General features: G+C 46.5%; 15 protein-coding genes. 2 read left to right on the top strand and 13 right to left on the bottom strand.

What is annotated here, in order from left to right; genetic code table 11:
• Positions 1-67 precede the first annotated feature (67 nt).
• From rpsI to rlmB, 5 genes are all read right to left on the bottom strand, one after another.
• Positions 68-460 (bottom strand): 30S ribosomal protein S9, encoded by a 393-nt coding sequence (gene rpsI, locus RWX26_RS08045; RefSeq protein ID WP_314580692.1) that lies wholly within the window; start codon positions 458-460, stop codon positions 68-70.
• A gap of 19 nt (positions 461-479) precedes the next feature.
• Positions 480-926, bottom strand: coding sequence for a 50S ribosomal protein L13 (gene rplM / locus RWX26_RS08050; RefSeq protein ID WP_002893769.1), 447 nt, complete (start codon positions 924-926; stop codon positions 480-482).
• 182 nt (positions 927-1,108) lie between these two features.
• Positions 1,109-1,972, bottom strand: coding sequence for a DegV family protein (locus tag RWX26_RS08055; RefSeq protein WP_002911680.1), 864 nt, complete (start codon positions 1,970-1,972; stop codon positions 1,109-1,111).
• Positions 1,962-2,483 (bottom strand): NYN domain-containing protein, encoded by a 522-nt coding sequence (locus tag RWX26_RS08060; protein ID WP_002902298.1) that lies wholly within the window; start codon positions 2,481-2,483, stop codon positions 1,962-1,964. The genes RWX26_RS08055 and RWX26_RS08060 overlap by 11 nt, the downstream gene beginning before the upstream one ends.
• On the bottom strand, positions 2,480-3,208 hold the full coding sequence (gene rlmB, locus RWX26_RS08065; protein ID WP_002911678.1) for a 23S rRNA (guanosine(2251)-2'-O)-methyltransferase RlmB: 729 nt from the start codon (positions 3,206-3,208) through the stop codon (positions 2,480-2,482). The genes RWX26_RS08060 and rlmB overlap by 4 nt, the downstream gene beginning before the upstream one ends.
• 152 nt (positions 3,209-3,360) lie before the next feature.
• Between rlmB and RWX26_RS08070 the strand changes: the two genes are divergently transcribed.
• Positions 3,361-4,317, top strand: a complete 957-nt coding sequence (locus RWX26_RS08070; RefSeq protein ID WP_002911677.1) for an aromatic acid exporter family protein — start codon at positions 3,361-3,363, stop codon at positions 4,315-4,317.
• A 157-nt stretch (positions 4,318-4,474) separates the two neighbouring features.
• On the opposite strand, the gene RWX26_RS08075 is transcribed toward RWX26_RS08070, so the two are convergent.
• From RWX26_RS08075 to pnp, 8 genes are all read right to left on the bottom strand, one after another.
• Positions 4,475-4,945 (bottom strand): DUF6287 domain-containing protein, encoded by a 471-nt coding sequence (locus RWX26_RS08075; protein WP_002911675.1) that lies wholly within the window; start codon positions 4,943-4,945, stop codon positions 4,475-4,477.
• A gap of 128 nt (positions 4,946-5,073) precedes the next feature.
• Entirely contained in the window at positions 5,074-5,466 is a 393-nt protein-coding gene (locus RWX26_RS08080) for a Mini-ribonuclease 3 (RefSeq protein ID WP_002911674.1), read from the bottom strand.
• The gene (gene cysS / locus RWX26_RS08085; protein ID WP_314580700.1) at positions 5,459-6,802 is read right to left on the bottom strand and encodes a cysteine--tRNA ligase; all 1,344 of its coding nucleotides are present in this window, start codon (positions 6,800-6,802) and stop codon (positions 5,459-5,461) included. Before cysS ends, RWX26_RS08080 begins: the two co-directional genes overlap by 8 nt.
• 17 nt (positions 6,803-6,819) lie before the next feature.
• A complete protein-coding gene (locus RWX26_RS08090; protein WP_314580702.1) occupies positions 6,820-7,341 on the bottom strand; it encodes a dihydrofolate reductase family protein in 522 nt (173 codons plus the stop codon).
• A gap of 8 nt (positions 7,342-7,349) precedes the next feature.
• A complete protein-coding gene (locus RWX26_RS08095) occupies positions 7,350-8,114 on the bottom strand; it encodes a nucleoside phosphorylase (RefSeq protein ID WP_111675292.1) in 765 nt (254 codons plus the stop codon).
• A 13-nt stretch (positions 8,115-8,127) separates the two neighbouring features.
• Positions 8,128-8,346, bottom strand: a complete 219-nt coding sequence (locus tag RWX26_RS08100; protein WP_111675291.1) for a YdeI/OmpD-associated family protein — start codon at positions 8,344-8,346, stop codon at positions 8,128-8,130.
• 30 nt (positions 8,347-8,376) lie between these two features.
• Positions 8,377-8,994 carry a serine O-acetyltransferase gene (gene cysE / locus RWX26_RS08105; protein ID WP_002899011.1) on the bottom strand — a complete coding sequence of 206 codons (618 nt, stop codon included), beginning with the start codon at positions 8,992-8,994 and terminating at the stop codon, positions 8,377-8,379.
• Positions 8,995-9,085: 91 nt separating this feature from the next.
• The gene (gene pnp, locus RWX26_RS08110; RefSeq protein WP_314580706.1) at positions 9,086-11,287 is read right to left on the bottom strand and encodes a polyribonucleotide nucleotidyltransferase; all 2,202 of its coding nucleotides are present in this window, start codon (positions 11,285-11,287) and stop codon (positions 9,086-9,088) included.
• A gap of 479 nt (positions 11,288-11,766) precedes the next feature.
• Here pnp and RWX26_RS08115 point away from each other — a divergent pair, with 479 nt between their 5' ends.
• Positions 11,767-13,128 (top strand): MFS transporter, encoded by a 1,362-nt coding sequence (locus tag RWX26_RS08115; protein ID WP_314580707.1) that lies wholly within the window; start codon positions 11,767-11,769, stop codon positions 13,126-13,128.
• The last annotated feature ends 89 nt before the right edge of the window (positions 13,129-13,217 follow it).

The following is a 13,217-nucleotide window of genomic DNA, read 5'->3' on the forward strand; positions in this document are numbered from 1 at the left end:
TTGAAACAAAAAAGACATCCAAGAAATAATTCTTGAATGTCTGTAAACGTTGATATAATCGTATTGATTAACGTTTTGAGAATTGTGATGCTTTACGAGCTTTCTTAAGACCTGGTTTCTTACGTTCAACTTTACGTGAGTCACGTGTAAGAAGTCCTGCGCGTTTCAATGAATCGCGGAAGTCTGGGTCTACTTGAAGAAGGGCACGAGCGATACCGTGACGGATAGCTCCTGCTTGACCAGCGTAACCACCACCGATAACGTTTACAAGAACGTCGTATTGACCAACAGTTGAAGTAACTGCAAATGGTTGGTTGATGACAAGGCGAAGGTCAGCGTGTGGGATGTACTCTTCAACATCTTTTTTGTTTACAGTGATTTTACCAGTTCCTGGAACAAGGCGAACGCGTGCAACAGCGTTTTTACGACGTCCAGTACCTGCATATTGTGCTTGTGACATAGCTTATTTGTTCCTTTCCTTAGATAAGTCCTGAAATATCAAGAACTTCTGGTTGTTGTGCAGCGTGAGTGTGCTCAGCGCCTACAAATACTTTCAGCTTCATACCTTGAGCGCGGCCAAGAGTATTGTGCGGAAGCATACCTTTAACTGATTTTTCGATCAAACGAACAGCGTTCTTAGAGCGAAGCTCACCTGCTGAGATTTGTTTCAATCCACCTGGGTACATAGAGTGAGTGTAGTAGATCTTATCAGTCGCTTTTTTACCAGTCAATTTTACTTTTTCAGCGTTGATAACGATTACGAAGTCACCTGTATCAGTGTGTGGTGTAAAGGTTGGTTTGTTTTTTCCGCGAAGTACGCTTGCTACAACAGCAGAAAGGCGTCCAAGAGGGACATCAGTAGCGTCCACTACATACCATTTGCGTTCAACTTCACCTGGCTTAGCCATGTATGTTGTTTTGTTCATGATTTCTCCTATATGAATATCGTTTTTGTTTACAGGGCGGATGTTCCGGTCCGCGGGTTATTTGAAAGGTTCCGGGGCCTTACAAATGGGGTAAACAATACCGCCTACTATCATATCAAAAATAGTAGGCAAAAGCAATAGATTTGAAGCAATTATTTATGAAATAGCGATTTCATGTTTTCTTAGTCTTGAATGTCTTGGGCAATACTAAAGAGTCCCAAAGTTCCAGGACCAGTATGGGTAGAAATGACAGGTCCCAGAGGCATGAGGAGAACTTCCTCTACTTGGTCGCTTTCCAGCAGCTGGGCTTTTAGACTCTCAGCAACTTCTTTGGCACCTGCATAGGCAATAACCACCCGCGGGTCAGCAACTCCCTCCAGAGTCATGCGGACAACTTCAGCCTGTGCCTTCTTCTTGCCGCGAACCTTAGCGACCGAGTCCAGAGTCCCATCTCCCTTGACAGCGATAATCGGCTTGATATTGACCAAGCTCCCCATAAGCGCAGCAGTTTTGGAAATCCGACCACCCCGCATGAGATGATTGAGGTCATCAACCAGAAAATATGTCTTGACCTTAGGCACCAAGCTCTCAATCAAGTCTGCTGTCTGCTCCAAGGTCTGGCCTGCCGCTCTAGCTTCTGCCGCTTTCATGACTAAAAGTCCTTCCCCCATAGAAGCCGCCTTGGTATCAATGATGCGAATCAGTGCACCTGGAAAATCTTCCAAGACTATCTCCCGTGCCATGACAGCACTCTGATAAGTACCTGACAGGGCTGAAGCAAAGGCTACATAGAGAACTGGTGTCTCTTCCTTGGCATAGCTACGAAAAACATCTTCAAACTGGCCGACATTGATCTGACTGGTAGTCGGCTTACTGCCGGACTCCATCTTATCCAGAAGTTCTTGGCTGGTCAGCTTGCCTGCGCCAACTGTCTCATAAGTTTGGCCATCTAGCTGAATGGTCAGGCCTAGGACCTGAACATCATTTTCCTGGGTCCAGTTTTCTGGCAGGTCTGCTGTTGAATCGGTTAAAATTTTAAAGGTCATCTTTTTTCTCCATCATTTTTTGTAAATCACGCAAAGATTGGCTGTCCATCGGTCGCAAGGGCGGTCTTTGCAGGTTGATTTGTCCGCTCAGTTTATTGAGGTCTGATTTGGTAACAGCCACTCGCTTCTCTAGCTCTCTAGCGGAAACTCTCAAAGCTCCTTGGGCGAAGACAGTCCACTGCTCATTGAGATCGCTAGTCGCAACTGACACCTGATTTTTGGGTGTATTGAGCTCAGCTGCCAAGCGCTCGATATAGTCATCCGCCGTTTCCTCCTCTTCAGTGAAAACGACCGTCACATTAAACTCCTCGTAGGTCTGCCGAACTCCCGGCATATACTGGGCATCAAAGACGCAGATAACTTCCAGTCCTTCAAAACTGGCATAATTACTGAGCTTCTGAAGCAGAATCGTTCGTGCGGCATCTAGTTCTCCGCGGTTAAAGTAAGGACGAGTCTCCCGCCAAAAGGCCGTCATATTGTAACCGTCCACCAGTAAGATTTTTCTTTTCATAGGCGATTGCGAAATACTTCATACATGAGAATAGCCGCTGCGACACTGGCATTGAGGCTCTGAACATGCCCATTCATGGGAATGGAAATCATCTCGTCCACTTGCTTTTTAATATTGCTTGAGATCCCCTTAGCTTCGTTGCCGATGATGAGGGCCAGCTTGCCTGCTGTATTCCACTTATGAGAAGGCGTCCCCTGCATATCTGTACCGAAAATCCAGAAACCAGCTTCCTTGAGCTTGTCCAGAGTCTGGCTGAGATTAGTCACACGGGCAATAGGAATATGCTCAATGGCACCCGTTGAAGTCTTGGCCACGACTGGTGTCACACCGACTGCCCGGTGCTTGGGAATGATGACTCCCGCTACATTGGTCGCGTCAGCCGTCCGTAAGATAGAGCCCAGATTATGCGGGTCAGTCAGCCCATCCAAAATCAGCAAGAGCGGATTGTCTTCCTGCTCTGCTTTTTTCAACAGCACCTCGAAGTCAGTATAGGCGAACTCCGCCACCCGCAGGACAAAGCCCTGGTGAACAGCTCCATCAGTCATCTCCTGCAAGGTTTTCTTAGGCGTCCATGAGATAGAAACCTTCTTTTCTGCTGCTAAATCTTTGATTTTGTCGACCTTTTTACCACGCAGGTCGTCTTGAATGTAGAGTTTATTTCCAGTGTTAGCTGCGAGAGCCTCTGTCACCGCATGCACACCGTAGACAATATCGTTTTTTTCCATAGGACTAGTATAACACAAAGGCGAAAAAATGGCGGCAGGATTTACTCGGGCGAGACAGAATTCTGCTCTGATAAAAAGCAATCAGCAGCCCCTAAGATTCCCCGTCTGTCATGCTATAATAGAAAGAAGTCTAAAAAAGGAAACTCTTACTCATGTCTCTCCTCCAACGCACCATCAAGCTGGTACTAGCTACCTGTCTAGCTGCTTGGCTGGCTGACTTTTTAGGTCTGGCCTACTCAACTTCAGCTGGAATTATTGCTATCCTCAGCGTGACCGATACCCGCCGCAGCACTGCAAAGCTAGCTGGCAATCGCTTTTTATCTACCCTGCTGGCTCTGGCTATCGGAAGCCTGGCTTTTCACTTTCTAGGTTTTCATCTCGGAGCATTGGCCATCTATATCGTAGTCTATGTGCCTCTGGCCTTTCGCCTTGGCTGGGAAATCGGCATTACACCTAGTACCGTCCTCGTCACCCATCTGCTCTTAGAAAAATCCACCTCCTGGTCACTCCTTGGAAATGAACTAGCTCTATTTCTCATTGGAACTGGCTTTGCTCTCCTTGCCAATCTCTATATGCCCTCGCGCCAGCAAGAGATCGATAGCTACCATGGGCAAGTGGAGGAACAGCTGAAAAAGATTTTGCTGCGCTTTGAATATTTCTTAAAAGCTGGAGACGGCCGAAATGATGCAGCGCTGATCAAGGAGCTGGATAAGGTTCTGCAGCAGGCCTTGCAGCTGGTCTATCTGGATCACTCCAACCACCTCTTTCACCAGACCAACTACCATATCCACTATTTTGAAATGCGACAGGCCCAAAACCGCATCCTGCAAGACATGGCTAGCAATATCAACAACTGCCATCTAGCAGCCAGTGAAAGCTTGATTTTAGCCCGCCTCTTCTCTCAGACCGCTAAGCAACTGAGCCAAGAAAATCCCGCCCGAGACCTCTTGGACGAGATTGACAACTATTTGACCGTATTTCGCGAGCGGCCGCTCCCTAAGACCCGCCAGGAATTTGAAACCCGCGCCATGCTCCTGCAGCTCCTGCGAGACTTGGAAACCTTTATTAGAATTAAGGTAGAATTTTACGAAAATTATAAAGAAGACTAGCTGCCATGGAAAGCAGCTAGTCTTTTCAGTCTATTTTATAATAAAAGGAATTCGGATCTGTATTGGTTCCCAGTCCTTGACCAGCCCAAATCCGATCTCGATCATGATCTGATGCATCTTTATATGTTTCTCCTGCATTAGTGATAGTGTAGTCTTTTCATTTAGGTATAAAAGCTATTACATAACCACCTGCACCTTGCTTAGGGAGGACTCCAATACTAACAAAACCATACATATCTCTTGCACCATATTCGCTCAAATGTTGAGTTTCGCTCACCAAACCATTGGCATCAAACACCAATGTATTTCCAGTACCACTTTTCCAAGTTCCTACAATGCTAGAGTAGTCTCCATTTTTTATCTCTTCTTCATTCATGGAAGATTCAGAACTTTCTGCTGCTGGCTCACTTGTGTCTTCTGAACTGGACAGCTCTATGCTACTAGAAGAAGTTTCCTGAAGGCTGGCTTGCTCTGAATTCTGGCTACTGCTAGACGCCTTGGACGAAGTTGTGCTAGCACTATTGGTCTTTCCAGAAGAAGTCTCGATTTGTTTGTTATTTCTGTTGCTATACGCCCATAGCAGAAGTAAAACCAAGGCTATTACCGATATAACCAAATATTTTTTCACGATATTCTCCTTAACTAGTTTCTATTATTATAGCAAATACAGACACTAAAGAAAAGAGCTGCCGCAGCAACTCTGTTTTAGATATCTTCAATTTATCTAGCTTGTAAACGGAGCTAGAAAATCTTTCTTTATTTGCTTTCCTCCACCCGTTTGATACACCAGTCAATCAGTTCTTCCAGTCGCTCAATGGATTCGGTCATATGCAGGTAGCCCATGACAGCTTCAAAGCCGGTAGACATCCGATAGGTGACGATATCTGTATTCTTAGCCTTGGTGTGGCTGTTGGCATTGCGGCCGCGCTTGTAGATATCCTCTTCCTTATCCGTCAGAATCCCCTCTTCCAGCATGAGAGAGATGAGATTGGCCTGAGCCTTGGCAGAAACGTACTTGGTCGCTTCCCTGTGCAGCTGATTGGGCTTAGTGAGCCCCTGAAAAATCAGGTGACGCCGGATATACATGGAGTAGACAGCATCACCCTCAAAGGCGAGGGCAATGCCGTTAATCAGGTTGACATCAGTCACGGGTCCACCTCACTCCGTCCTTGGTATCTAAAAGCTTGATGCCCTGAGCGGCCAACTCATCCCGAATACGGTCTGCAGTCGCAAAGTCTCGATTACCCCGCGCCACTTGGCGTTCCTCAATCAAGCGCTCAATGTCCGCGTCCAAGACTTCTTCCACAAAGACGATACCAAAAACTTCTAAGAGCTCGGCAAAGGCTGCCTTAATATCAGCGGTGTAGTTGCCAGAGTTGATCCACTTGGCTAACTCGAAGACAACCGTGATACCATTGGCCGCATTGAAATCTTCGTCCATTGCAGCGGTGAACTTGTCTAGAAAGACCTGAAGCTGAGCAGAGTCTGCTTGACCAGTGAAAGGCTGCTCATAGGTATTCTTCAAATACTTAAGATTGGTCGCTGCATCATGAACTGCTTTTTCCGTGAAATTAATCGGCTTGCGGTAATGCTGGGTAGCAAAGAAGAAACGCAGCACCTGACCGTCAATGGTCTTGAGGGCATCGTGAACAGTGATAAAATTGCCTAGAGATTTGGACATCTTGACGTCATCAATGTTGACAAAGCCATTGTGCATCCAGTAGTTGGAAAAAGTCTGACCAGTCTTGGCCTCTGACTGGGCGATTTCATTGGTATGGTGAGGAAACTCTAGGTCTGCCCCACCACCGTGGATATCAATAGTATCACCCAAGATCTCCGTCGACATGACCGAACACTCGATGTGCCAGCCCGGACGACCTGCTCCCCAAGGACTTTCCCAGGAAATCTCGCCCGGCTTGGCCGCCTTCCAGAGAGCAAAGTCCACTGGATTTTCCTTACGAGCAGTCTCCTCATCTGTCCGACCAGAAGCACCTAACTCCAAGTCTGCCAAGGTTTTATTGGCTAATTTGGCATAATCACGAGACTTTTCGACGCGGAAGTAGACATCACCCTCTGACTCATAGGCGTAGCCCTTGTCCACCAAAGTCTGCACGAAGTCAATGATTGCCTCCATAAAGTCAATCACACGCGGATGCTGAGTAGCCGGCTTGACACCTAAGGCCGTCACATCCTCACGAAAAGCCGCGATATACTTGTCCGCCACTTCTTTTGGTGTGATGCCTTCTTCCTTGGCGCGATGGATAATCTTATCATCTACATCTGTAAAATTGGAAATATAATTGACCTCAAATCCCCGATACTCAAAATAGCGACGAACTGTGTCAAAAGCTACTGTTGAGCGGGCATTGCCGACATGGATATAGTTATAAACCGTCGGACCGCAGACATACATGCGAACCTTGCCCTCTTCAATGGGCACAAATTCACGTAGGCTGCGGGTCATGGTGTCGTAAATTTTAATCATGCGGTCCACTCCCTTCTCTATTTCTGACTTTTTCGGCTGAAAACCAGCTCTGCAAAAGGGCCAAATTGTCTGAAGCTATCCAGTTGGTAAAAGCGCTGCCCTTCCTCTTGGGTAAAGAGGGGAACCCCCTTTCCTAGGATAAGGGGTGCTATCTGAATAATGAGGTGGTCGAAAAGATCCGCATCCAAGAGCGGTCCTACCAAGGAATTACCACCAATCACAAAGACATTTTTGCCTTTGTCAATCTGGTGAACAAAGTCCACCACATCCCCAGCTACTGGCTGGTAATTGCTGACAGGCAGGTGCCTATCATGCGTAAAGACATAGTTTTCCGTAGCTTGATAAAAACTTTCTACATCTTGCAAATCTTGGATTTCCTCAAAAGTCCGCTTGCCCATGATGGTGATATCCATTTGCCTGTAAAAGTCATCATAGCCTGTATCCTCTACAGAACCAAGCTGATGCAGCCAGTCTATCCTGTGCTGGCTGTCTGCCAAGTAGCCATCCATGGTGATACAGCCGTAAAAATATACTGCCATTCTTGTAGTTACCTTTCTAGTTCCTTTGCTATTGTCAAAGCGATAGTGAAAAAAGTCATGGCATCAGCTGTCCGCTCTTCATGGCGGGCATCCCAGATTCGGTTATGATGATCCACATAGTCAGCTGTGTAGAAGAACTGATAGACCTTGGTCTTGCGAAATTGACTCCAAGCCATGATAGCCGAAGCTTCCATGTCCACCACTTGGGCACCGGCAGCCAAGCGACGCTTGACCTTATCAGGTGTTTCTCGATAAAAGGCATCAGTCGTCCAAGACTTGGTGCGGATATGCTCAATATCGTGCTTGTCAAAGATGGCTTCCAGCTCGATCAGCAGAGACTCGTCATAGGCGACTTCGTCACCCGGTGGGGCATAGTGATAGCTAGTCCCTTCATCTCGCAAAGCAGCAGCCGGCAAGATAATCTTATCCGCCTCAATTGAGCGATCCAAAACGCCACAGGAACCTAGAATGATGAAATTCTTGAAGCCTCTGGCCGCCAACTCCTCCAGCTGGCCGACTATCATGGGAGCCCCAATCGGAGCCAACATAACTGCTAGCTTGCTAGTTCCTTGGTCATAAATATACCATGGATGCTGTCCGTTGATGCTTTTCAAATAGCCTCCCGGATAGACTTCCTCTGACTCGACCAAACGTTTCAGAATTTCGCCATTAAAAGACAGGATGATGGTTTCGCATACCTCCCCCTTGTCAATAATCTGCCTATCTGTTGGCTCAATGACTGCTGCTACATCTTCAAATTCCTCTAATAGCATAAGTTCTCTTTCTTTAAGGCTTCAGCAAATACACCTTCATCTTTTCTATGCGGCGCAGTTTGGTCTCATCTTTTTTGGCTTCACCGATATAGCGAGCCCATTCACGCTGGTGGCTAGGCGGTAGTTTGGTAAAGGACTCCTTGGCAGGACCGTCCAAACCTTCTTTCAGTTCAAGGACTACCTGGTTCAAAATAGCATCTGATAAATCTGACATGTCGGTTCCTCCTGTCATATTTTGCTTCGATAGCTTTGCTAACCTTTTCTAAAGACTTGACGAATGGTGGCTAGCTTCACGGGCATGCTCTAGCTTGTCTAGATAGTATTCCCGTTTCTCCTCTACCTCATGAATGGTTGGCTCGTCTTTCTCACCATGAACACGGACAATCTTGGCTGGTACGCCAACCACTGTCACATCACTTGGAACATCTGCCACTACAACTGCACCGGCTCCAACCTTGGCTTTCTCGCCAATCTCAATTGGTCCGATGACTTGAGCATGAGCAGAGACCAAGGCACCTCGACGGACGGTCGGGTGGCGTTTGCCTGTATCCTTGCCCGTCCCGCCTAGGGTCACACCGTGGTAAAGCATGGCCCCCTTCTCCACAATGGCTGTCTCACCAATCACCAAACCACTACCATGGTCGATGAAGACACCTGACTCAATCTGAGCGCCGGGATGAATCTCAATCTGGGTCCAGAAACGCCAGAATTGACTGTGCATGCGCGCCAGCAGCTTGAAGCCGTGCCGCCACAAAAAATGCGAGAGGCGGTGGGCCGCCAAAGCTTTGATGCCTGGATAGGTTAGCAAGACTTCTAACGACGTTCGTGCTGCTGGGTCATTTTCCTTTACAATATCAATGGATTCCTTCCACCAACCCATGCTAGCCTCCTTCCTTCTCTAAACAAGGAGAGACGAGAACTAGGCTCGCCTCTGCCGATTTCTGATGAGGTCTACAGGGATAAGTGACCTCTTATTCTTCTGTTTTAGGGCTTTCTTGATGGTCTTTGTGACCTTTGTACTCCTTGTGCGGATGATGTCCCTTGTCATGGTGATGCTTTGGCTTATCAGACTTTGGTGGACGCGGCAGCAATACTTTCATGGAAGCATCTACTCGGCCTTTGGCATCAATCTTGATAACCTTGACATCCACTTCATCACCGATTTGTACGACATCTTCGACATTATTAGTCCGAGTCCAAGCCAGCTCTGAGATGTGAACGAGGGCATCCGTCTTGTCAAAGAGATTGACAAAGGCACCGAATTTCTCAATCCGAACAACCTTGGCATGGTAAACTTCGTCCACTTTTGCTTCGCGGACCAAGCCAGCAATGATTTCCTTAGCACGATTGATGGCGTCTTGGTCGCTAGAGTAGATGGATACATTTCCTTCTTCATCAATGTCAATCTTAACACCAGTCTCAGCGATGATCTTATCGATGGTTTCCCCGCCTTTACCGATGACAATTTTAATCTTGTCCACATCAATCTTGATGGTGTCGATTTTCGGAGCAGTTGGAGCCAACTCAGGACGCGGAGCCGGAATTGTCGCTTCAATCAAGTCCAGAATTTCAAAGCGGGCTTTCTTAGCCTGAGCCAGAGCTTCTGTCAGGATCTCCGCTGTAATTCCTTCAATCTTGATATCCATCTGCAGGGCGGTAATCCCTTCGCGAGTACCAGCTACCTTAAAGTCCATATCCCCAAAGTGGTCTTCCAAACCTTGAATGTCCGTCAGAACCGTGTAGTTGCTGCCATCTGAAATCAAGCCCATGGCAATTCCGGCAACCGGTGCCTTAATCGGCACACCACCGGCCATCAGAGCCAAAGTGCCCGCACAGATAGAGGCCTGTGAGGAAGAACCGTTTGACTCCAAGACTTCCGCTACCAGACGGATAGCGTAAGGAAACTCTTCCAAGCTAGGCAAGACTTGCTCCAGAGCACGCTCCCCAAGAGCACCATGTCCAATTTCACGACGGCCAGGAGCCCCATAACGGCCTGTCTCGCCGACAGAATATTGCGGAAAATTATAGTGGTGCATGAAGCGTTTCTTGTATTCCGGATCCAAGCCGTCCACGATTTGCGTTTCGCCCATTGGTGCCAGAGTCAGAACAGACAAGGCTTGGGTTTGCCCACGAGTAAAGAGACCAGAACCATGCACGCGCGGCAGGTAATCCACTTCCGCATCCAGCGGACGGATTTCATCAACCTTACGGCCGTCAGGACGGACCTTATCTTCGGTAATCAAACGACGCACTTCTGCATGCTCCATTTGCTCCAAGATTTCAGCCACATCACGCATGATACGGTCGAATTCTTCGTGGTCCGCGTATTTCTCTTCATAAACTGCTGTGACTTGGTCTTTGACAGCCTGAGTTGCGGCTTCACGCGCCAGCTTTTCTTCTACCTGAACAGCCTTTTGCAAGTCGCTGTTGTAGACTGCGACAATCTCTGCCTGCAACTCTTCATCAACATGCAGCAGTTCCACTTCCGCTTTTTCCTTGCCGACTGCTGCGACAATTTCTTCTTGGAAGGCAATTAATTCTTTGACCGCTTGGTGCCCTTTGAGAAGAGCTTCCAGCATGATATCTTCAGAAAGTTCCTTAGCTCCGGATTCTACCATGTTGATAGCCTCTTTGGTACCAGCCACTGTCAGTTCCAAAAGTGAAACTTCTTTTTGTTCCTTGCTAGGATTGATGATAAATTCACCGTCTACATAGCCGACTTGAACTCCTGCGATAGGGCCGTTAAAAGGAATATCTGAGATAGAAAGAGCCAGAGAGCTACCGAACATAGCAGCCATTTGAGGCGAAGCATCTTCGTCATAAGAAAGAACAGTATTGATAACCTGAACTTCATTGCGGAAACCTTCCGCAAACATAGGGCGAATCGGACGGTCAATCAAGCGGGCGGTCAAAGTCGCATCTGTTGACGGACGGCCTTCGCGCTTGTTAAAGCCACCAGGATATTTCCCAGCTGCATACATTTTTTCCTCATAGTTGACCTGCAATGGGAAAAAGTCCCCCGTAGCCATCTTTTTGGACATGGTTGCCGCGGTTAAAACGGTACTTTCTCCATATCGAACAACGGCGCTGCCATTTGCCTGCTTTGCAACCTGACCGGTTTCAACTACCAGCTCACGACCTGCAAAAACGGTTTTAAAAACTTGTTTTGTCATAAAGACTCCTTGCCGAGCATATGCTCAAATTTTTTCATACGCCTTGGCTACAAAGATCAAGATACTAAGACCGTTAAGCAACTCTAAGAAAAATAGGAAAGCAAACGACGGAGCGACTACTCCTAGATAGATTTATCTTTTTTTACAAAAAACCTAGGACGTGTTCAGTTAGCACTGTGACTTTAATATCATGGCCTTAGTAGCTTATTATATCCTCATCTTTGTATCAAGCACGTACAGACCTTATTTTACCACAATTTCAGGCAAAAGAAAAAGGCTGGAAATGGCTTTTTTCTATAAAAGTACTGAAAACCTATTTTTCTTTTCTATAGCTGATGATAGTTGGCTGTCAGAGTTCGTTTTTTCCCTTTCGATTCGTCAAATAGGATGGCGGTATAGCCACTATTCACTTTTCAAAGAGAACTTCTTGCTTTATAATAAATACAGTGACCCATTTCAAACATGTAAAGGAGACAATCGTGCCAGATCATCAAACAGTTGAAAAGAAAGATTTTTTCTCGCTCCTTGCGACAGCCTTAGTCAGCTTTGCAGGCATCTTATCTGAAACCAGTATGAATGTAACCTTCCCGCATCTAAGCAAGGTCTTTGGCTTAGGATTGGGAACGCTGCAATGGATTACGACAGGGTATTTATTAGCAGTGGCCATTACGATTACTTTAGGAGCGACCTTGGCCCACAATTGGAAAGAGCGAACCATCCTCTTTACTGCTTTGGCTAACTTTTGCTTGGGAACTCTGATTGCCATGTTGGCTCCAAGCTTTACCATCTTGATGGTAGGGAGAATCCTACAAGGAGGAGCTACTGGATTAGCCATTCCTTTGCTCTTTAACTTGATTGTTGAGCGTGTTCCTAAGCAAAAAATCGGAACCTACATGGGCTTATCTGGGATGGTGGTCAGCCTAGCACCAGCAATTGGGCCGACTTACGGTGGTTTTATGATTAGTCGTTTTGACTGGCATATGATTTATACCTTTATTCTTCCTGTCCCAATCATTTCCTTTATTCTTGGTTTTTTCTTTTTAAGAAATTCCGAACAGTCGAGGAAACGCGCCTTTGATCTTCTCTCATTTCTCCTCTTAGCAAGCTCACTCGTCTTTGCCATTGTAGCCATCTCCAGCTTAGAAGAAGGACATATCGATTGGCTCTATCTTATTCTCTGTCTACTACCACTAGCTTGCTTCATCTATCGGAGCTTAAAGATTGATCATCCATTCCTAGATATTCGGATTTTAAAGCAACCGACGGTCTTATTGGCTATTTTACCCTTCTTCATTTTTCAGTTTATCAACCTATCGGCTAATTTTCTGATTCCCAACTTCCTGGTCATAGAAAAAGACATTTCAACCGCTCAGGCAGGCTTTGCATTACTTCCAGGAACCATGCTTGGAGCCTTCCTCTCTCCTGTCTTTGGCAAACTCTATGATAGAAATGGTCCGAAACCAACCCTTTTTACAGGAAATTCACTTCTTTTCCTTGCTGTATTCTTGCTCCTTATCTTCACAAAAGAACTCACCTTAACAGCTGTTATTGCGATTTATATTTGCTTTACCTTGGGGAGAAACATGGCCTTCAATAACACACTAGCTCTAGCCACGACTCAAGTTGATAAAGGAAAGACTGCAGATACGACTGCGCTCTTTCAGCTGGCCCAGACCTTTGCGGGCGCAATAGGTACCGCAGTAACGGCTGTCATCGCCAATCAAGCTCCCAATATGACAAAAGGAACTCAAAACGTCTTCACCCTGCTATTAGGCCTGGTTATCTTCGTATTCTTGTCTTATCTACTGCTTTTTAAAAGGATTGCCGCAAAGAAACATTGACTTTTATCCTCGATCTGATAAACAGCTAAAAATTACTGACTTATCCTTCTCCCCCAAAGACATTTTGGGGGATTTTTTGCTATACTATT

The organism is uncultured Streptococcus sp. (assembly GCF_963536705.1).
Taxonomy (GTDB): domain Bacteria; phylum Bacillota; class Bacilli; order Lactobacillales; family Streptococcaceae; genus Streptococcus.

Excerpts from the sequence above, each read along its gene's own strand:
- rlmB (WP_002911678.1), bottom strand. The coding sequence starts at position 3,208 with ATGGAAAAAAACGATATTGTCTACGGTGTGCATGCGGTGACAGAGGCT.
- cysE (WP_002899011.1), bottom strand. The coding sequence starts at position 8,994 with ATGGGTTGGTGGAAGGAATCCATTGATATTGTAAAGGAAAATGACCCA.
- pnp (WP_314580706.1), bottom strand. The coding sequence starts at position 11,287 with ATGACAAAACAAGTTTTTAAAACCGTTTTTGCAGGTCGTGAGCTGGTA.
- cysS (WP_314580700.1), bottom strand. The coding sequence starts at position 6,802 with ATGATTAAAATTTACGACACCATGACCCGCAGCCTACGTGAATTTGTG.
- rpsI (WP_314580692.1), bottom strand. The coding sequence starts at position 460 with ATGTCACAAGCACAATATGCAGGTACTGGACGTCGTAAAAACGCTGTT.
- RWX26_RS08060 (WP_002902298.1), bottom strand. The coding sequence starts at position 2,483 with ATGAAAAGAAAAATCTTACTGGTGGACGGTTACAATATGACGGCCTTT.
- RWX26_RS08100 (WP_111675291.1), bottom strand. The coding sequence starts at position 8,346 with ATGACAGGAGGAACCGACATGTCAGATTTATCAGATGCTATTTTGAAC.
- rplM (WP_002893769.1), bottom strand. The coding sequence starts at position 926 with ATGAACAAAACAACATACATGGCTAAGCCAGGTGAAGTTGAACGCAAA.
- RWX26_RS08055 (WP_002911680.1), bottom strand. The coding sequence starts at position 1,972 with ATGACCTTTAAAATTTTAACCGATTCAACAGCAGACCTGCCAGAAAAC.
- RWX26_RS08095 (WP_111675292.1), bottom strand. The coding sequence starts at position 8,114 with ATGCTATTAGAGGAATTTGAAGATGTAGCAGCAGTCATTGAGCCAACA.
- RWX26_RS08090 (WP_314580702.1), bottom strand. The coding sequence starts at position 7,341 with ATGGCAGTATATTTTTACGGCTGTATCACCATGGATGGCTACTTGGCA.
- RWX26_RS08070 (WP_002911677.1), top strand. The coding sequence starts at position 3,361 with ATGTCTCTCCTCCAACGCACCATCAAGCTGGTACTAGCTACCTGTCTA.